Source organism: Wolbachia endosymbiont (group A) of Campoletis raptor (genome assembly GCF_964026755.1).
Taxonomy (GTDB): Bacteria; Pseudomonadota; Alphaproteobacteria; order Rickettsiales; family Anaplasmataceae; genus Wolbachia; species Wolbachia pipientis.
Genome location: NZ_OZ034695.1, coordinates 1,015,916 through 1,033,662, shown reverse-complemented (window position 1 = coordinate 1,033,662; position 17,747 = coordinate 1,015,916). Strand labels below are relative to the sequence as shown.

21 protein-coding genes are annotated in these 17,747 nt (G+C 34.9%); 10 read left to right on the top strand and 11 right to left on the bottom strand.

Annotated features, from left to right (window positions below; translation table 11 throughout):
- Nucleotides 1-5: 5 nt before the first annotated feature.
- Nucleotides 6-641 carry a hypothetical protein gene (locus tag AAGD74_RS05230; protein WP_338482699.1) on the top strand — a complete coding sequence of 212 codons (636 nt, stop codon included), beginning with the start codon at nt 6-8 and terminating at the stop codon, nt 639-641.
- Nucleotides 642-1,253: 612 nt separating this feature from the next.
- Nucleotides 1,254-2,222, top strand: a complete 969-nt coding sequence (locus tag AAGD74_RS05225) for an IS481 family transposase (RefSeq protein ID WP_341810589.1) — start codon at nt 1,254-1,256, stop codon at nt 2,220-2,222.
- Between the two features lie 368 nt (nt 2,223-2,590).
- Here the strand turns inward: AAGD74_RS05225 and AAGD74_RS05220 are convergent, their stop codons facing one another.
- The 3 genes from AAGD74_RS05220 to AAGD74_RS05210 form a co-directional block, all read right to left on the bottom strand.
- Nucleotides 2,591-3,169, bottom strand: coding sequence for an RlmE family RNA methyltransferase (locus AAGD74_RS05220; RefSeq protein WP_338482718.1), 579 nt, complete (start codon nt 3,167-3,169; stop codon nt 2,591-2,593).
- 76 nt (nt 3,170-3,245) lie between these two features.
- Nucleotides 3,246-3,821 carry a PopZ family protein gene (locus tag AAGD74_RS05215; protein ID WP_010082598.1) on the bottom strand — a complete coding sequence of 192 codons (576 nt, stop codon included), beginning with the start codon at nt 3,819-3,821 and terminating at the stop codon, nt 3,246-3,248.
- 19 nt (nt 3,822-3,840) lie between these two features.
- The gene (locus tag AAGD74_RS05210; protein ID WP_341810588.1) at nt 3,841-5,064 is read right to left on the bottom strand and encodes a TolC family protein; all 1,224 of its coding nucleotides are present in this window, start codon (nt 5,062-5,064) and stop codon (nt 3,841-3,843) included.
- A 129-nt stretch (nt 5,065-5,193) separates the two neighbouring features.
- On the opposite strand from AAGD74_RS05210, the gene rplM reads away from it, so the two are divergent.
- The 3 genes from rplM (at nt 5,194) to AAGD74_RS05195 (ending at nt 6,578) form a co-directional block, all read left to right on the top strand.
- Entirely contained in the window at nt 5,194-5,652 is a 459-nt protein-coding gene (rplM, locus tag AAGD74_RS05205) for a 50S ribosomal protein L13 (RefSeq protein WP_010082596.1), read from the top strand.
- Nucleotides 5,653-5,662: 10 nt separating this feature from the next.
- Nucleotides 5,663-6,118: a 30S ribosomal protein S9 gene (gene rpsI / locus AAGD74_RS05200; protein ID WP_006279875.1), complete on the top strand. Its 456-nt coding sequence runs from the start codon at nt 5,663-5,665 to the stop codon at nt 6,116-6,118.
- Nucleotides 6,119-6,266: 148 nt separating this feature from the next.
- Nucleotides 6,267-6,578, top strand: a complete 312-nt coding sequence (locus AAGD74_RS05195; protein ID WP_006279876.1) for an HU family DNA-binding protein — start codon at nt 6,267-6,269, stop codon at nt 6,576-6,578.
- On the opposite strand, the gene AAGD74_RS05190 is transcribed toward AAGD74_RS05195, so the two are convergent.
- The gene (locus tag AAGD74_RS05190) at nt 6,571-7,278 is read right to left on the bottom strand and encodes a pyridoxine 5'-phosphate synthase (protein ID WP_006279877.1); all 708 of its coding nucleotides are present in this window, start codon (nt 7,276-7,278) and stop codon (nt 6,571-6,573) included. The two genes, AAGD74_RS05195 and AAGD74_RS05190, sit on opposite strands and share 8 nt — an antisense overlap.
- 136 nt (nt 7,279-7,414) lie before the next feature.
- Here AAGD74_RS05190 and AAGD74_RS05185 point away from each other — a divergent pair, with 136 nt between their 5' ends.
- The 4 genes from AAGD74_RS05185 to AAGD74_RS05170 are packed head-to-tail and all read left to right on the top strand — an operon-like array spanning nt 7,415 to nt 8,474.
- The gene (locus tag AAGD74_RS05185) at nt 7,415-7,678 is read left to right on the top strand and encodes a transposase (RefSeq protein WP_338482282.1); all 264 of its coding nucleotides are present in this window, start codon (nt 7,415-7,417) and stop codon (nt 7,676-7,678) included.
- 51 nt (nt 7,679-7,729) lie between these two features.
- Entirely contained in the window at nt 7,730-8,152 is a 423-nt protein-coding gene (locus AAGD74_RS07320) for an IS3 family transposase (protein ID WP_182282499.1), read from the top strand.
- A 3-nt stretch (nt 8,153-8,155) separates the two neighbouring features.
- Complete coding sequence (locus AAGD74_RS05175; protein WP_010082071.1) at nt 8,156-8,317, top strand: DDE-type integrase/transposase/recombinase; 162 nt, start codon at nt 8,156-8,158, stop codon at nt 8,315-8,317.
- A complete protein-coding gene (locus AAGD74_RS05170; protein ID WP_010082072.1) occupies nt 8,310-8,474 on the top strand; it encodes an IS3 family transposase in 165 nt (54 codons plus the stop codon). The genes AAGD74_RS05175 and AAGD74_RS05170 overlap by 8 nt, the downstream gene beginning before the upstream one ends.
- 403 nt (nt 8,475-8,877) lie before the next feature.
- Here the strand turns inward: AAGD74_RS05170 and AAGD74_RS05165 are convergent, their stop codons facing one another.
- From AAGD74_RS05165 to AAGD74_RS05155, 3 genes are all read right to left on the bottom strand, one after another.
- Nucleotides 8,878-9,663, bottom strand: coding sequence for a hypothetical protein (locus tag AAGD74_RS05165; RefSeq protein WP_338482724.1), 786 nt, complete (start codon nt 9,661-9,663; stop codon nt 8,878-8,880).
- 65 nt (nt 9,664-9,728) lie between these two features.
- Complete coding sequence (locus AAGD74_RS05160) at nt 9,729-10,118, bottom strand: phage tail tube protein (protein ID WP_006279869.1); 390 nt, start codon at nt 10,116-10,118, stop codon at nt 9,729-9,731.
- Nucleotides 10,093-10,503 carry a DUF3168 domain-containing protein gene (locus tag AAGD74_RS05155; protein ID WP_006279870.1) on the bottom strand — a complete coding sequence of 137 codons (411 nt, stop codon included), beginning with the start codon at nt 10,501-10,503 and terminating at the stop codon, nt 10,093-10,095. Before AAGD74_RS05155 ends, AAGD74_RS05160 begins: the two co-directional genes overlap by 26 nt.
- Before the next feature lie 37 nt (nt 10,504-10,540).
- On the opposite strand from AAGD74_RS05155, the gene AAGD74_RS05150 reads away from it, so the two are divergent.
- Entirely contained in the window at nt 10,541-10,687 is a 147-nt protein-coding gene (locus AAGD74_RS05150; protein WP_341810587.1) for a hypothetical protein, read from the top strand.
- Here AAGD74_RS05150 and AAGD74_RS05145 read toward each other — a convergent pair.
- From AAGD74_RS05145 to gatB, 4 genes are all read right to left on the bottom strand, one after another.
- Nucleotides 10,660-12,630: an ankyrin repeat domain-containing protein gene (locus AAGD74_RS05145; protein ID WP_341810585.1), complete on the bottom strand. Its 1,971-nt coding sequence runs from the start codon at nt 12,628-12,630 to the stop codon at nt 10,660-10,662. The genes AAGD74_RS05150 and AAGD74_RS05145 overlap by 28 nt on opposite strands.
- Before the next feature lie 303 nt (nt 12,631-12,933).
- Nucleotides 12,934-13,884, bottom strand: a complete 951-nt coding sequence (locus AAGD74_RS05140; protein WP_338482200.1) for an IS481 family transposase — start codon at nt 13,882-13,884, stop codon at nt 12,934-12,936.
- Nucleotides 13,806-15,629 (bottom strand): NB-ARC domain-containing protein, encoded by a 1,824-nt coding sequence (locus AAGD74_RS05135; protein WP_341810584.1) that lies wholly within the window; start codon nt 15,627-15,629, stop codon nt 13,806-13,808. The genes AAGD74_RS05140 and AAGD74_RS05135 overlap by 79 nt, the downstream gene beginning before the upstream one ends.
- Nucleotide 15,630: 1 nt before the next feature.
- The gene (gene gatB, locus AAGD74_RS05130; RefSeq protein ID WP_077188500.1) at nt 15,631-17,052 is read right to left on the bottom strand and encodes an Asp-tRNA(Asn)/Glu-tRNA(Gln) amidotransferase subunit GatB; all 1,422 of its coding nucleotides are present in this window, start codon (nt 17,050-17,052) and stop codon (nt 15,631-15,633) included.
- Nucleotides 17,053-17,747 lie beyond the last annotated feature (695 nt).

The following is a 17,747-nucleotide window of genomic DNA, read 5'->3' as shown; positions in this document are numbered from 1 at the left end:
GTTATATGAAAATAAAGAGATTGTGCGTTTTGGCTGTGTTGCTTACTTCATCTCTAGCAGGTGCAGCTAGTAATAGTGCAAGTAAGTCAGAAGATAAGTACTATGCAGGTTTAAACTTTGGTGCTGGTTGGGGTGGTGGCTTTAAAATGAAACCTGGTGTTGTTCTTGGTTACCATTATGACCAAAACTCTAAATTTGAACTTGAGGTTCTCAGTAATATTAAGTCATTAAAGAGCATAGGAGCTAGCTTATTGGCAAACTACCGCTTCTATCCTGACCTTGATATTGATCCCGTTAAACTATATGTCAGCGGAGGTTTAGGAGGATATCTCCAAATAACACCTTTTGGCTTTGGTGTTAGTGATACAGTTGATGGTGGTGACAATAGTTCACAAGAAGAAAAAGAAAAGGAAGAAGAAACACAAGGTGCTCCAGAATCAGGTGGTGAAGCTGCTGGTTCATCTGTAGTAGATAAAATACTGAGTTCTATTTCCTATAAACTAAAGTTAGGTGTTGATTATGAAATTACTCCGCAGATAATTGGTGCAGTTGGTATGAACGTGGGTGGGCAACTAAGTGGTATAAAAGCAAAACAAATACCAGATGCAACTCTAGAGATAGGGGTACGTTATAATTTTTAATGCTGCTACTTAGTTCATAAAGGTAGAGACGATGTTGAGGATGAAATAAACAGCATTAAAAAAAATCCGAAAACGTATTTTCGAATATGGTTTTGAACGCTAGCTATAGATTAGAAAAATAACAAGAAAAAGGGTAAACATACTGTAATTGCTGTTGAATGATGGAGTCCATTATTTTAGCACGAAGTAACGAATTCAGTAGAATAAGTTCTTCAAAAATAATTTAAACTTTTATTAGTAGGAGCAGTCTCATGGAATATTATAGCGATCTCACTAAAAGAAACTTTTATAAGTATCGTTGATGAGAAAGGAAAAATTGTTAAGGAAGAAGTTGTTGCAAGAGAAAGTAAGGCAATAGCTGAATTTTTTCTTGGTCAAGGCAAAAAATATGAATCCATGGGAATAGAAAGTGGACAGTTATCAATTGACCTTACCCAGAAAAAGTGGAGAGAAAGTTTGGAATGTTTTTTACAAAAAGAATGGTGCATCAAATTGTTCTGGAATGCAATAGTTAGAGGTTGTCCACAAACCAGTAAATCAAGCATATTCCCTACTTAGATGTATGGTCCCAGAGAGTGATGGTATACTATCATCATCATTTAAGGAGTCATTATGGGACAGATATTACATGGGTGCGCCAAAACAACACAGACGATTCGTAGAGCAATACAAAATAGAAAAGAGAGCATAGCAAAACTCTCCAAGCATTATAACCTTAATCCAAAAACTATTATTAAGTGGAGAAAACGTTCATTTACGAAAGATGCTGATATGGGTCCAAAGCATCCAAGATCAACTGTTTTAACGCTAGAAGAGGAAGCTATAATAGTTACATTTCGCAAGTATACACTACTGCCACTAGATGATTGCCTTTACGCTCTGCAGTCTACAATTCCGCATTTGACTCGCTCTAGCTTGCATCGTTGTTTACAAAGACACAACATTAGCAGATTACCAACTGTTGATGGAGAAGTTAAGTCAAAAAAGAAATTCAAACAATATCCTATCGGTTACTTTCATATTGATATTGCTGAAGTTAGAACTGAGGAGGGCAAATTACATTTGTTTGTTGCTATTGATAGGACATCCAAATTTACCTATGTTGAGTTGTGTAACAGTGCTACAAAACCCATAGCTGCTGAGTTCTTACGTAATTTGATTAGAATTTTACCGTATAAAATCCATACTATTTTGACAGATAACGGTATACAATTTACAAACCAGAAGCGTCATAAGTATGCTTTCCAACATATATTTGATAGAGTTTGCGAAGAGAATGTTATTGAACATCGTTTGACAAAAGTTAGCCATCCTTGGACGAATGGGCAAGTCGAGCGTATGAATAAAACTTTAAAGGATGCTACAGTTAAGAAGTATTACTATCAATCGCACCAGCAACTTAAAGAACACCTTTATAACTTTGTTATGGCTTATAATTATGCAAAGAGACTCAAAACTCTTAAGGGTCTTACTCCTTATGAATTTATATGTTATCAGTGGACACAGTCTCCAGAATTATTTATACTAAATCCACACCATCACACTCTGGGACCATACAGTTTTTTTATTCTAAACGCTTAATAACCGCGATTTAGTTGCTTTTAAGCCGCAACTAATCTAAATTATAAACATTAAGAAATTTACTAAACAGAAAAAAAGGCAAAAGAAACCCTAGGGTAGCTAGTTATTCACTATCCATTTTTTAAATCGGCGTTTTTTGATGTTTTAAATAGCGCATTTCAGCTTATATTAGGTAAAAACCTAGAAATTTTATAAAGACATAAGGTGCACATAGTGCAAAAAATTAAACATGGGACGCCAGATACGTGAGTTTTTTTGTCATTTAATCTGTACAGAGAAGATAAATAAATAGCTTCAGTTTCATGATAAGGGGGCTGGCGGAGTTTGTCAAGTAAGTTTTTTGTTTCTGCGGGCTACCTGGATTAATATTATATAGAAGGTTTGCTGCCAATAAAGCCTAAACTTACCAAATACATTTCTGTAGATTCAGATCTACTTGACTTTGGTTTAAAGTATTTTACTGTTTTAAACATTTTTTTTAGCTCGTTACAAAAATCTTTATCAGATTCTCCTTGGAAAATTTTTACTACAAACGTGCCACCATGACTCAAGAAATGCTTTGCAAAATTGAGCGCTGCTTCGCATAAAAGCATAATTCTGATATGATCCAACGATTTTAAACCACAAGATTCGGGGGCCATATCAGATAAAATTACATCAAATTTTTGATCCTTGAATTTTTCTCTTAAAATTTCAAGCTCATTGATAATATCGCATTGTATAAACTCTACTCCATTAATTGCATTCATTGGTTTTACGTCAAGAGCAACTACATTTGCATCTTTCTGAGATGCAACTTGTGACCATCCACCAGGAGAAGCACCAAGATCAATAATTTTTTCCCCTTCTTGGAATAATTTAAATTTGTTATCCATTTCTACCAGCTTATATGCTGAGCGTGACCTATAACCATCCTTGCTAGTTTTTTGCACATACTGATCATTCAAATGACGATGTAGCCACCTTGTTGAAGATAGTTTTCTGCCTCTAGCCGTCTTTACTCTAGTTTTTATTGCTAATACCCTACTTATTATTGATTATATCTTTAAGCTCTTTTTCAACTACTTCTTTTACCAGTGCATGTAGATATTTATTCAGCCATTCTGAGAGCTGAGGTTTTAAAAGAGATGTAACTAATTCTTCAACAGTAAGGTTCGCTTTTTTTTGTTGTTTATGCTGTAATTCGTTTTGCATTTTTCCAAGCAACGCTTTGATCTCTTCCATATTCTCTTTTAAAATTAGATGATCGTTATTTTGCGCTTGTAAGCCGCTATTACTCGCTTTGTTATTACTCATTTGGATATTATCGTACAAATAAATATCTTTTTTTTCTTCTGAATTGTAGCTATGGCCATTAAATTGGTTATTGTTGCAAGCCATTTCCTCACTTTGGTCATCATTATCAATGTCCTCTTTTTCATTATTTTCTTTTTTGCCATCTTCTTCTATTTCTTCTGGATACTCTTCCTCAAGGTATAGCACATCATCATTTTCATCCTTTATTTCTGCTTTATCGTTACTCGCGTTTTTACCCGATATAGCTTTTTTTATATCTTCTAGGATATCTTTTACAGATTGATTGCCTTGTTCATCATGCATAGTGCTAATACCATTAAATTTAGAGGTCTATACTATTTATCATAAAAAGCAAGTTGTAAACACTAATCACATAATTGCTTTTTGCTTCAACTAAGTCTGAACGTGCTTTAAATAATGCATCTTCAGTGTCCAAAAGGTCAGATGTACTCTTTAAATTTAAGTTTACTTCTTGCTCAACTCCTTCCAATGCTAGAGCTGCTGCTTTTTCCGCTTCTTGACTTGCTTTGATAATGGCCTTTGCTGTCAACACATTATTCCAAGCATTTACAACTGCTTGTTCTATATTTTTTACCGTTTCATAATAATCGTAGGTAGATTTTTTTGCATCCATTTTAGCTTTACTGACACCAAAAGCATTAACTCCTCTCTTAAAGATCGGAACATCAAGAGTAAAAACTACATGAACATTTTCTAATAGTTTGTCTACCTTCATACCATCCTCCCCAAAATTTTTGCTTGCACTTAGATTTAAAGAAGGAAGCCACTTGGAGCTTTCAGCAATCACTTCCATTCCGGCTGCTCTTTTTTGATAAACTGCTGCTTTTAGAGATAAATTATTGGTTTTTGCTAACTGTAAACATTCATTTAGCTCTGGAACAGAAGGTAGTTTATCATTAGCTTCAGAAAGGTCATCAGCATCTTCGCCAATCAAATGATAATAAGCAATATTTACCAACTTTAATTTACCTTCAGCATCAACTCTTTCGGATATAGAAGACGAAAATTTTGCTTTTGCTAACAAAACTTCAGCATTGGTTACCTCTCCAAGGGAAAAGCGTTTTTTCATAGCTGACAAATGTTCCAAAGAAACGCGTTCTTTATGTTCTCTGAGCTTTAATATTTCTGTCTTTTGTAAAACATTAACATATGCTTTCACAGCATTAAGTGCAAGCTCTTGTTTTAATTGCTGAAATCGCATCTTTTCTGCTTTGAGAAGATGGCTTGATCGACTGAATGTGGCAAAGGTACCACCGCCATCGATTAATTTCTGGCGCAATGTAAGTTTTTTTTCAGATGTATCAAGATTAAAGTTACTATCGAAATTGTATTGCAAATTAATGTCAGGTAAAAATCCAGCTAACCCAGAAGATTTATGGTGTTTTTCTGCGCTTTTATATTGGTAAAATTGAGACTTTATTTTTGAGCTATTTTTGATGGCTTTGCTTATCACTTCTCCCACATCGGTTGCATAGCAACTTATAGTATTAAAAATGATCGCAAGTGTGATAATCAATCGAAACATTCTAATTCCTATGCATATTGGTTGCGCAGCTCAATTACTAACATAAATTACTTTAATAATCAATAACTAATATTGTTGACACTATTGAGAAATTAAGTATATCATAGCTTACTATTGTTGGATCAAATAATGAAGACTTTTTTCTTAAAGGAGAAACAAATCAATAAAAAGTGGTTTGTCATAGATGCAGAAGGATTAGTGGTAGGGAGGCTTGCAGCATTTGTAGCGACACTATTACGTGGAAAGCATAAACCTGAGTATACACCTCATATGGATTGTGGCGATAATGTAATTATTATCAACGCAGAAAAGGTGCATTTCACCGGAAAGAAGCTTAAAGATAAAATTTACTATAAGCATACAGGTTATTCTGGTGGTTTGAAGAAAACTACTCCAGATAATATTTTAAATGGCAAATTTCCTGAGCGTGTAATAGAAATGGCAGTGAAAAGGATGCTTGATGATGGGCCTATGGCACGTAGACGCTTTGAAAATTTGTATGTTTATTCTGGTTCAGAGCATAAGCATCAAGGACAGCAACCTGAAAAGATAGATTTTGCCTCTTTGAATCGTAAAAATAAAAAGTAATGGAGTAAAAATGAAGAGTTCTACAATAAATAACAATGATTGGTCAGAAAAGACAATTAAATCAGCAGTTGATTCGCTTGGTCGTTTATATGCTACAGGCCGAAGAAAAGAATCTGTGGCAAGAGTATGGATAAAGCCGGGGAGTGGAAAATTTAGTGTTAACAAAAAAGGCGATCTAATTTCTTATTTTAAAAGAGAGTCAGTGTGCCAAATAGTAAAAATGCCATTTGTTGCAACTTCCACATTGGATAAATACGATGTATTTGCAACTGTAAAAGGTGGAGGGCTATCTGGTCAAGCAGGTGCTCTAGCTCATGGAATAAGCAGAGCTTTAAGTAGTGTAAGCCAAGATTTGCATTCTATACTACGTAATGGTGAGTTCTTAACTAGAGATTCACGTGTTGTTGAACGTAAGAAATATGGTCAACATAAAGCTCGGAAAAAGTGTCAATTTTCTAAGAGATAGTTATTTTATAGGGGTGTTTTTTTTTGTAAGTATTATACAAATATTTGCAAAAATGTATGATATCCTCTATTTTTGTGATGAATTTAGTTGACTATCGGTGTCAACATAATATGCTATTTATGTGATTTTTTCAATATTAAGGTAATTTATGAGTAAAGAAGATATAATAAAACAATTAAAGGAAGATTGTTCTAGTCAGAATATAGATATAACAAAATCTGATTTGAGCAAGATTCATGATGCGTTTATTAAAATAATAAAGAATGAGCTGCATGGGAAAGGTGAAATACGTTTGCATGGAATAGGAACATTTTCTACTGCTATCAGTCAGGAAAAACAATGTCGTAACCCCCAAAGTGGTGAGATCATGACTGTTCCTAAAAAGACAAGGGTAAAATTTAAAGCAAGCCAAACTCTTTTAAGTATTTTAAATGAGAAGGAAAAAGCAGCAGTTAGTTAGACATTGTCATTTTCATTGTTTTTACTACGCTGTGTAAGCCGTAAAATACAGCTTCGCTAATTAAATAGTGGCCTATGTTAAGAGCTGAGATGTGAGGTATTCTTGTCATCTTCTTAGCGTGTTTATAAGTTATGCCATGTCCTGCGTGGCATTCTATTCCTAATTTATTGACGTACTCTGCAGCATTAGTAATTAACTGTAACTTTTTTTCTGATGGATTATCACAGTAATCCCCTGTGTGAATTTCTATTATGTCAGGTTTTGTCCCTAGCTTTTCAAGATATTTTAGTTGATCAATATTTGGATCGATAAACAGTGAGACTTTTATGCTAGAGCTATGCATTTCCTCTATTATACTAGAAAGTTTACTGTGCATATTCACGATATCCAGGCCACCTTCGGTTGTTAATTCTTCTCTTTTTTCTGGTACTATACTAATCGAATAGGGTTTTACCTTTTTTGCTATTTCAAGCATTTCTTCCGTGGCTGCAATTTCAAGATTTAGCTCAGTGCTAATGCTTTTTTTTAGGTTAAATACGTCTTCATCTCTAATATGCCTTCTATCTTCTCGTAAGTGTACAGTAATAAAGTCTGCTCCAGCGTCAATGGCTATTTCTGCTGCTTTCAATGGATCTGGATAAGAAGTTCCGCGTGCGTTGCGGAGGGTTGCAACGTGATCGATATTAACACCTAGTTTCACAATCTACCTCAGAAATTATTTATAGATTATACATGTTATTAGGTTTTTTGCATAGTCATTGTTTGACCTTATCCAGAAAAAGTGGAGAGAAAGAAAAGAGTTTTTTTGGGTAAAATAAAATTTTGGAGGATTAGAAATGGTAAGAGAATATACGGCAGAATTCAAATTGGAAGCTGTTAAGCTGGCAAATGAACAAAGAAAGGTAGGTCAACCAGTTGCAAAAGTAGCAAGAGATCTAGGAATAAGAGATAGTGTATTAGGAAAATGGATGAAGAAATATAACGAAAAAAAGTCAGCGGCAAATGCATTTCCAGGTAGAGGTAACATGGCTCCTTACAACAAAGAGAGGTTTGATTTACAAAGAGAGTTAGCAAGAGTAACAAGGGAAAGAGACATTTAAAAAAAAGCCCTGGCCAGTCAAAAAGAGTAAAATATTTTTTTATAAAAGAGCATAGTAACTGCTATAAAGTACAGGAATTATGTAGGATTTTCTGCTAGTGGCTACTATAAGTGGACCACAAGAAAAATAAGCAGTAGAGAATCAGCAAATAAAGAGCTACTCGAAGCTATTCAAAAAATATATCAAGTTTCTAAATGTAGATATGGAGCTCCTAAAATTCATGCTGAATTGAAGGCTTTGGGTAAAAGTTGCAATTTGAAAACGGTGCAAAGTATTATGCAGAAAAATGACATCAGGGCTATACTGAGAAGAAAGTTTAAAATTAAAAAACAACAAACAGATAATAGAGCTGTAGCTCCCAATATACTAGATCAAAACTTTATTGTTGATCAACCAAATAAAGTATGGGATTACTTACATCAAAACCAAGGAGGGATGGCTATATTTGGCAGCAATAATTCTCACGTATGGTAGTTAATGAGTAGTGCAATAAATAAACAATTGGTTATGAACTCTTTATTAATGGCCATTAATAGGCGTAAACCTGTTAAAAATCTACTGCTGCACAGTGACCAAGGTTCACAATATACTGCGCAAGGGTATCAATATCTCTTAGCTGTAAAGAATATAGATGAGTAATAAAGGCTGTTGTTACGACAATTCTGTTGCAGAAAGCTTCTTTAGCTCATTGAAAAGAGAAATACTTATTGATACTTCACAACACTCTGCTCAACAAACTAGAACTGCAATATTTGAATACATAGAAATTTTTTATAACAAACAACGTCACTATTAACTATTGCATTCCAGAACAATTTGATGCATCATTCTTTTTGTAAAAAACATTCCACACTTTCTCTCCACTTTTTCTGGGTAAGGTCAGTTGGATTTTCACCAATTGTATTCTAAACGCTTACTTGGCGCACCCATAACAAAAATGCCTGAAAAACGTTAATAATTATATACTATTATTAATAATTATTCAACCATATTTTAAGCTTACAATTTTGAGCTTAACTGACGCTTATGGATAGGGGCAACTCTATCACCCTGTGTTATGTTTATTTTCTAACGGACGCTGATTTTTGTATCGTAATTTCTTGCTATAAATTGGTTATATAAGAGCTGGCTTCTAAAATTTTATAACCCTAATTTGAATTAACAGACAGTAGAATCGAAAGATTATTACAAGGAGAAATCTACACAGATCGACCCTTTTGTGAATCTGCGTTTCTGCTTTCTTCAACTTGTTTTGCAAAAGATGTTTCCGGTTTCTGAAGTGGCTTAGCAATTTCACGCACAACGGCAATAACTGCTGTTAAAAACGTTTTTAACAATGCACCTAAAGCTCCACCAACTGCTTCCCTGCCATATATATGAGCTTGCTTTTCGTTACCGTCAGCAGTTTCCCCTGCCCTCCTTCTTGGATCCATCCTATGAGCAATCACCGAAAACAACACTCCCCTGATTGAAGACTTCACTTTTTCCTTTGCTTCGTGGACATCCCCATCTTTTGCTGTTTCATGTCCATGACTTAAGTGTTTAGCGTTCATTAGCTCCTTTTGTTGCTGGGCAAACATGCTACTTAATACTTCTTCTATCACTGGCTTTCTTCTCTTCTCTCTAACTCTTTTCATAGATTCTGATTTATCGCGAGTGTGTTTGGTAGTTTCAAATTCTGCATCAATATCTTCGGACGCAGCCTGACTATATAAAGTCTCTATGAGCCTGTCTATGCTTCGCTTTATTTGCATAGTCCTTTCGTAACTATCTAAATTATCAATTCCTTCGTCGATCTGATTTAGAATATCCTCAAAAACTTTCAAATAGTCTTGAATATATTGTATTATGTATTGCTTATCTTCCTCTTTGTGTTGTTCTTCTTGATTTTGCTGATTTTCATTTTCTAAACTTTTCTCTCTTTTATCATCGTTATTTTCTTCAATATCATCACCGTCTTCCTCGAAAAGGTCTTTGTCGTTCATGATTTTTTTTAATTTAGTTAAAATTCTCACCAGTTACTATTGTATATGAAAAAATTAAATTAACATTAATGAAAAGCGTTTACAACTTCAGCACTGACTAAAACGACAGTAAAGCTGTCAAAAGTAACAGGATCATAACACCTCTCATACAATTCAACTGAACACCTAAGCCTTATCTTTTCCTTAGCATTAAAACTAATTTCATAATCATTATTAGAGTTTAGCATAGCAGAATTACGTAATAATTCATCAGCTAATACAGAGTCTAAAATTCCATTAATTTTTATCGTAATGTGTCTGCTTCCAGCAGAATCCAATACTTTTCTCCAGCCAAAAGAAGAAATATCTTTCACCTCTTCTCTGTTATTACGCAAAGTAAACCTTAGGTTTCGTATATTATTTAACACAATAAAATTATTGTCATGATCTTTAATTTTTAGCTGTAATTTGCTCATTATCACCTCCTTTTATTAAAATATCAAAATTAATTGTTGAATGTAAAATTTCATCGTGTTGATCCATAGCACAATTACTTTCTAAAATGGCCTCATTATTAAAACCTTCAATGCTCTTAAGTATCAAGTTAATATGCCTTATAATGGCAAACATACTGCCTATATGATGGGTATATATGTCGCATGAAAATCTTGCCTTTGTAGCAAAATTGGACAGCATATGCAGGTTATTATAATTCACTACGCGCAATCTTAGGTAAGGAATGGTGACCTGTTTAGGTAAGTAGTCATAAATGTTAGTAACATATTTTCTTAAATCAGAATTTGCCTTTAGTGCTGCATAAATGCTATTGTACAACTCATTTATAGCTTGAATTTTTTCCATAATTAACCCTCACAGACACGGCTATTGCAATTTGCAGGTGGCAGATGGTGTCATTCCAGTGCTTGACACTGGAATGACATCATCCTTTTTTGGGATTCCAGTGCAGCTACTTGCATCTGCAAATTGCAATGTTCGTACAACTGTGGGTGCTAAGTTTTACAAACACCGTTGTGCTGAACCTTGAATATCCACTTCTTTCAATTCAGTGTCAGGAGCGATGGGTTTTGATATTGTGTATGTAATGCCACCAGCTATCAATGCAGATACCACAGAAGCTGCAACTATTAATAGAGCAGACAATCCGGAAGCAATACTAAGAGCAGCACCTACTGCTAACATAGCTGCAAGGCTCGCGTAGGCAACTTTTGGGGAAAATTGTCTTTTTCCTACTTTTTCTAGTGACACTTCATTTGTTTTAGTTTTGCCCAGTTCACCCTCAAGTGGTGTGTTTTCATTCTCCAGACTTCTTATTTTTTGTGTTAGTGATTCATTCTCTTTATTGAATTGTTTCAACTTAGTCTCATGTCTAGCTATACAACTTTTTGATTCTGCTAGTTCCTTTTGCGCTTTTTCTAACAACACTTTTGTTTTAGAATGCTTATTTTCGTTTTCTTCTAATTCGCTATTAAGCGTTGTATTTTTACTTTCTAGATCTTGTATTTTTTGTTCTAGTGATTCATTCTCTTCATTGAGTTTCTCCAGTACTTCCAATTTAGTCTCATGTTCAGTGACACAATTTCTCAATTCTGTTAGTTCCTTTTGCGCTTTTCCTAGTCCACCCTCAAGTGTTGTGTTTTTACTTTCTAGATCTTGTATTTTTTGTTTTAGCAATTCATTCTTTTTCTGCTCATCCTTTAGCTGAGTACGTAATTCTTTTAACTTAGCTTTACGTTTTTCAACCTTTTCTGCTTTTTCTGGAGTTTCCGTTGCGTTGTGTGTTTTGGAATGAGAAAAGGTACTAGGTACAACCTCAGATGGCTGATCACACATACTGTTTAGTCTATCCATTAGGTCTTCATCCTTTATCAATGAGCGATCTGCTCCATATTTTATCAAAAGTTTTGCTAATTCTTTATTGTCATTTGCAACAGCAAAATATAAAGGGGTATGTCCATCTTTATCTTGTGCATTAATGTCTTCTCCATCTTCTAATATAGATTGGTCTAAAGCTTCAGATTCATCTGCATCAAAATATATTCCACTATCGCCACTATTACTTTTATTTAAAAAGATCTGTTCCCCATTATATGTAGTATACTGCTCTGGATGTTGACTGTGCAAGTCATTATGTTCTATGCGCTTCTGATTATTGGCAAGTCTTTGTTCTGCCTCTTGCAACTTTTGCGCCATAGCATCTCTTTCTCTTATAGCCTGTTCTTTTTCTAATGTATCATCTACTTTGTCTGTATTGTTTTCATTAACGATTGAGTTTGAAGAAGTCTGTTCATCCTCATCTTGTACATAGATTTTTCTGTTGTTTGGTGTAGTTCCGTTGTTCTCTTCCTGATCTCTTGCATTACATGCTTGCACTGCAGCAGTTGCGTTATTTCCGTTCACAGCTAAATTTCCTGGAGTTTTATTATTAGGCTGCGGTAAAGTGCCTTGTCTATTTTGTCTTCTCGTAGCTCCTGCCTCAGCATAACGTTGTTCTCCTTCCTCTAACATTTCTATTATAGCCTTTTTACCTTTTACATCACCGACAATATCCCTTGGAGTTCGGCCTTGACTATCTTTTAGTAAAGGATTTGCGTCATTATTCAATAAAAGCTGAACTATCTCTTGATGACCATGCAAAGCAGCAATGTGCAAAGCAGTTAGCTTAGACTTAGCTTCATCAAGTTCATATATTGGTTCATTAACTTTTGCTTCCTTTGCTAGTAGGAGTTTTACTATTGGTACACTGTTACATTCCACAGCAAGATGTACCAACATATAATTTACAATTTTGTCTGAATCTAATATACTGAACATCTTATCTATCTTCAAATTGTTATAAGTGCTATATACTATTGAGTCTGCATCTTTTAGCTCACTTCCTATTCTTTCAAGTAAATTATTCTCATTTAAACCTTCACTCTTGCTTACCTCATTTATTATTTCAAAAAACTTTTCCTTTTTTATTGCCATAACCTTTCCTCTCAATTTATTTATTATTGCTGAACAGTCTCACAAAAAAGTTAAGTTTGTCGAAATTCCATGTTTGATCTAAAAATTAGTCATAAACATTTTCTTGTCTGTCATCCAAGTAGCTGACACTGGTTCACTCTATAATGGTGTCACAGCAGTCCTACATCATGCCACCGCGAACCGTCATACCGCGATTCATTCGCGGTATCTCAGCCGCTAACTGTTCTCCCTCATCATACCGTCACGGTATCTCCAGATCCCGCTAACACGTAGCGGGATGACGAGTTACTTAACCGTCATACCTTAGATGTATGGTCCCAGAGTGTGATGGTGTGGATTTAGTATAAATAATTCTGGAGACTGTGTCCACTGATAACATATAAATTCATAAGGAGTAAGACCCTTAAGAGTTTTGAGTCTCTTTGCATAATTATAAGCCATAACAAAGTTATAAAGGTGTTCTTTAAGTTGCTGGTGCGATTGATAGTAATACTTCTTAACTGTAGCATCCTTTAAAGTTTTATTCATACGCTCGACTTGCCCATTCGTCCAAGGATGGCTAACTTTTGTCAAACGATGTTCAATAACATTCTCTTCGCAAACTCTATCAAATATATGTTGGAAAGCATACTTATGACGCTTCTGGTTTGTAAATTGTATACCGTTATCTGTCAAAATAGTATGGATTTTATACGGTAAAATTCTAATCAAATTACGTAAGAACTCAGCAGCTATGGGTTTTGTAGCACTGTTACACAACTCAACATAGGTAAATTTGGATGTCCTATCAATAGCAACAAACAAATGTAATTTGCCCTCCTCAGTTCTAACTTCAGCAATATCAATATGAAAGTAACCGATAGGATATTGTTTGAATTTCTTTTTTGACTTAACTTCTCCATCAACAGTTGGTAATCTGCTAATGTTGTGTCTTTGTAAACAACGATGCAAGCTAGAGCGAGTCAAATGCGGAATTGTAGACTGCAGAGCGTAAAGGCAATCATCTAGTGGCAGTAGTGTATACTTGCGAAATGTAACTATTATAGCTTCCTCTTCTAGCGTTAAAACAGTTGATCTTGGATGCTTTGGACCCATATCAGCATCTTTCGTAAATGAACGTTTTCTCCACTTAATAATAGTTTTTGGATTAAGGTTATAATGCTTGGAGAGTTTTGCTATGCTCTCTTTTCTATTTTGTATTGCTCTACGAATCGTCTGTGTTGTTTTGGCGCACCCATGTAATATCTGTCCCATAATGACTCCTTAAATGATGATGATAGTATACCATCACTCTCTGGGACCATACATCTAACACTAATTTTTTTCTTACTTCTACGACTTAGTACAATATTGCTTTCGTTTATATATTTTACTGCTTGCCCCAAAGCTAATGGAAAATACTGCAATTCTTTTGTTAGTTTTTTTATTTCTTCATCTTGTAAATTATTTCTTATATTCAAAGCCTTCTTCACAAACCTCAAAGCTTCTGTTTCAGTAAACTCATCTAATTGTATTACTTGTATCTTACCTTCCTCTTCTCCTACTTTCCAATCTTTACTACGAGAAGTAATTAATACGCAAGGCTTGTTATAGTCCTGGCCTAAAGAGAATGGCAAAAACTTACTAATATCCTCATATCCCTCAGCATTATCAAAAATGAACAGGCTTTTCCTTCCCCTTCTTGCAAAGAAAGCATATATTTCTTTAACAATAGTTTCTATCGTCTTGTCATTTCCGTACTTATCCTGGGGGGGAATACCTAGTTTATCATCCTCAGCTAACTTCAGAAAAGAATTCTTCATAATTCCAAAGTTTTCAGCGTTTACCCATACAACATTGCCATCATAATCTTTTCTATATTCATAAGCGTATTTCCTAGCTAACTCACTTTTTCCTATTCCTCCAAGACCACCGATAACAACCATTTGTGATATTGCCGTTAGTTTGCCAGTACTTTCATGCAATTTACCATATATTTCTTGCAATTCGCTGTCCCTCCCAACAAACATCTCAACTGGATATACCATATTAAACTGAATAGGCTTCTCTATCTGCTTGTTATTCTGTGTTGTTGCAACTGCATGTATTTTATGCAGTGTTTTACTATCCTTACGCTGTTGTTTTGCTATTTTACCTATTTCTTTATTCCCTTTCTCTACTTCTTGTCTTATCTCACTTAAAGTACTAGCACACATCTCTACTTTTCGGAAAAGCTCTTCGCCTTCTTTATGTGAAAGGAAACGTCCTTCTCTATCCTTCATCCAACTCCACATTTTCATAAAAAGCGCGTTGTAAGCAGTTTCGTCATTACCAAAGTAGTTGAACTTTTCGATCAATTTGTTACTTATCTCATTTTTGATTAATCCTTCCAGTTCAGCATGGTTAGGTAAATTAACTGCAAGCACCAATTTATCTGGAAATTCCTCTATTTTCTTATTTATTTCTCCATCGCTAACTTGTCCACCTACCTCACCCTTTATAAAATCCATATTCTCTTGCAAGTGTGAGATAATACTATTATCAAATTTATATCTTACACTACTGCCTATATTCAGAAACTCATCTTCTGTGTTCATTCTTGTAAATGAAATTCCCTTATCTGCTAGACTTTCAAAGTCAAAACCGACATTTGTGGCAATAAAAAAATCCTTTATTTCACCCTCAAACTCTCCACTACTTTTGATCTTTAAATAAGCAATGAGATATTTTATTAAGCCAAACGCACCATTCTTTCCCGGTGTTAATAAGTCACCTATGCTGATCTTTTTGTGCCTACCCTGCCTGTGCTTGACTTGTATGAATCTATGTACTATTTTCCCATCTTGTTCATACCGAAGAACAATATCATCAAAATCCTTAGCTGATTTTTTCTCTGTGAATAGGCGGAAAGAATACTCTCTATCTACTGCATGTTTAGGAAACAGCATTAGCCATCTCGCTTGATACATAATACCATGAAAGGTGCGCTTAACTTCCGAGCAGGATAATCTTACAGGCACCTCACTCTAATCTCTCACTCAAAATTGAATTCACCACATCAGGGCTGGCTTTTCCTTTGGTAAGTTTCATAACTTCGCCGACAAAGAATCCGTATAACTTTGTTTTACCGCTTTTGTATTCTTGAACTTTATCTTGGTTGTTATTGACGATTGTGTCGATAACTCCTGATATTTGACCTCTATCGGTTATTTGTTTTAGGTCTTGCTCTTCTATAATTAAAGATGCAGGTTTGCCAGTTTCAAACATACTATCGAATACCTGCTTGCCAAGTTTAGCAGAGATTGTTCCATCAACGATAAAATCTAAGAGTTCGGACAAAGCATTTGCTTTGATTGGGGAGCTCACAATATCAATACCTGCTTTATTTAAACGACCGAAAAGCTCTACAGTTAACCAGGTGACCGCGAGCTTTGAATCATGTTTTTTTATCAATTCCTCAAAGTAATCAGCAATCGCCTTATCGGAAGTAATGACGTTTGCATCGTATTCGTTGATACCCAATTCCTCAATGTATCGCAGCTTTTTTTGATCTGGCAACTCAGGCAAAGATGATTTAATAGAATCGATTTTATCCTGGCTTACCTCAACAGGTAATAAATCAGGCTCAGGGAAGTATCTATAGTCGCTTGCATCTTCTTTGTTTCGCATCACTTTTGTTTTTCCCGAAGCAACATCAAACAATAAGGTATCTTGACTTATTTCTTCCCCACTTTCTAAAATTTCAATTTGTCTTTGTATTTCATAGTCTATAGCTTGCACAATATAACGTATCGAGTTCAGATTTTTTATCTCACAACGAGTGCCAAGTGCGCTACTGCCTTTTAGGCGGACAGAAACATTTGCATCACAACGAAGTGATCCCTTTTCCATATCACCATCACACGAACCAATGTAACGCAAAATCTGCCTCAATTTTTTCATGCATTCTGCAGCTTCCGCAGATGAACGGAGATCTGGTTCTGAAACAATTTCCATTAAAGCAACCCCTGCACGATTTAAATCTACATAAGTTTTGCTTTCCTCATGAACGCTCTTTCCTGCATCTTGCTCTAAATGAATTCTCGCAATTCTTATTTCTTTTTCATTGTCGTTGATAAATACTCTACCGTTTTTAACTATTGGCTCAAAAAACTGAGTTATCTGGTAACCTTGCGGTAAATCAGGATAAAAATAATTTTTCCGATCAAAGTAAGAATACTTATTAATTTCTGCAGAAAGTGCAAGACCAGTGCGTATTGCTTGCTCTATGCAGTAATAATTTAGTATTGGCAGCGTACCTGGCATTGCCGCATCAACTAGAGAAACTTGAGTGTTATGCTCAGCACCAAATTCCGTTGATGAGCTAGAAAATAGCTTCGTATTAGAAGAAACTTGAGCGTGTACCTCAAGCCCAATTACCGCTTCCCAATCCTCTTTCGTCATGTATTTTATTTAAATGATAATCTTAATATTCTGCAAAATTAGCACAAAAAGTCAAAACAAAACTCATGTTAGCTAAGTGGTATGCAGATTGTTTTACCCATAGAAACGGGTTAAATGCAAAAGATTACTTGACAAGCTTCGCCAGCCCTCTTATCATAAAATTGAAGCTATTTATTTATCTTCTCTGTACAGATTAAATGACAAAAAAACTCACGTATCTGGCGTCTCATGTTTAATTTTTTGCACTATGTGCACCTTATGTCTTTATAAAACTTCTACCTACATAAGCTGAAACGCGCTTATAAAGCGTTTAAAACATAAAAAAACGCCAACTTAAAAAATGGATAGTGAATAACTAGCTACCCTAGGGTTTCTTTTGCCTTTTTTTCTGTTTAGTAAATTTCTTAACGTTTATAATTTAGATTAGTTGCGGTTTAAAAGCAACTGAATCGCGGTTATTAAGTGTTTAGAATAAAAAAACGCCATACTTGAAAGTATAATGTAAGTAATTAGCCAACCACGGGGCTTCTTTTGCCTTTTTTTTCGTTTGGTAAATTTCTTAATGTTTGTAGCTAAACGATAACCGTCATCCCGCTACTTGTTAGCGGCCGAGATACCGCGAATGAATCGCGGTATGACGTAGGATTGCTGTCATTCCAGTGTCAAGCACTGGAATGACATCATAGGGGCACTGC

Excerpts from the sequence above, each read along its gene's own strand:
- AAGD74_RS05230 (WP_338482699.1), top strand. The coding sequence starts at position 6 with ATGAAAATAAAGAGATTGTGCGTTTTGGCTGTGTTGCTTACTTCATCT.
- AAGD74_RS05225 (WP_341810589.1), top strand. The coding sequence starts at position 1,254 with ATGGGACAGATATTACATGGGTGCGCCAAAACAACACAGACGATTCGT.
- AAGD74_RS05215 (WP_010082598.1), bottom strand. The coding sequence starts at position 3,821 with ATGCATGATGAACAAGGCAATCAATCTGTAAAAGATATCCTAGAAGAT.
- AAGD74_RS05210 (WP_341810588.1), bottom strand. The coding sequence starts at position 5,064 with ATGTTTCGATTGATTATCACACTTGCGATCATTTTTAATACTATAAGT.
- rplM (WP_010082596.1), top strand. The coding sequence starts at position 5,194 with ATGAAGACTTTTTTCTTAAAGGAGAAACAAATCAATAAAAAGTGGTTT.
- rpsI (WP_006279875.1), top strand. The coding sequence starts at position 5,663 with ATGAAGAGTTCTACAATAAATAACAATGATTGGTCAGAAAAGACAATT.
- AAGD74_RS05195 (WP_006279876.1), top strand. The coding sequence starts at position 6,267 with ATGAGTAAAGAAGATATAATAAAACAATTAAAGGAAGATTGTTCTAGT.
- AAGD74_RS05185 (WP_338482282.1), top strand. The coding sequence starts at position 7,415 with ATGGTAAGAGAATATACGGCAGAATTCAAATTGGAAGCTGTTAAGCTG.
- AAGD74_RS05175 (WP_010082071.1), top strand. The coding sequence starts at position 8,156 with ATGAGTAGTGCAATAAATAAACAATTGGTTATGAACTCTTTATTAATG.
- AAGD74_RS05170 (WP_010082072.1), top strand. The coding sequence starts at position 8,310 with ATGAGTAATAAAGGCTGTTGTTACGACAATTCTGTTGCAGAAAGCTTC.
- AAGD74_RS05165 (WP_338482724.1), bottom strand. The coding sequence starts at position 9,663 with ATGAACGACAAAGACCTTTTCGAGGAAGACGGTGATGATATTGAAGAA.
- AAGD74_RS05160 (WP_006279869.1), bottom strand. The coding sequence starts at position 10,118 with ATGAGCAAATTACAGCTAAAAATTAAAGATCATGACAATAATTTTATT.
- AAGD74_RS05155 (WP_006279870.1), bottom strand. The coding sequence starts at position 10,503 with ATGGAAAAAATTCAAGCTATAAATGAGTTGTACAATAGCATTTATGCA.
- AAGD74_RS05145 (WP_341810585.1), bottom strand. The coding sequence starts at position 12,630 with ATGGCAATAAAAAAGGAAAAGTTTTTTGAAATAATAAATGAGGTAAGC.
- AAGD74_RS05140 (WP_338482200.1), bottom strand. The coding sequence starts at position 13,884 with ATGGGACAGATATTACATGGGTGCGCCAAAACAACACAGACGATTCGT.
- gatB (WP_077188500.1), bottom strand. The coding sequence starts at position 17,052 with ATGACGAAAGAGGATTGGGAAGCGGTAATTGGGCTTGAGGTACACGCT.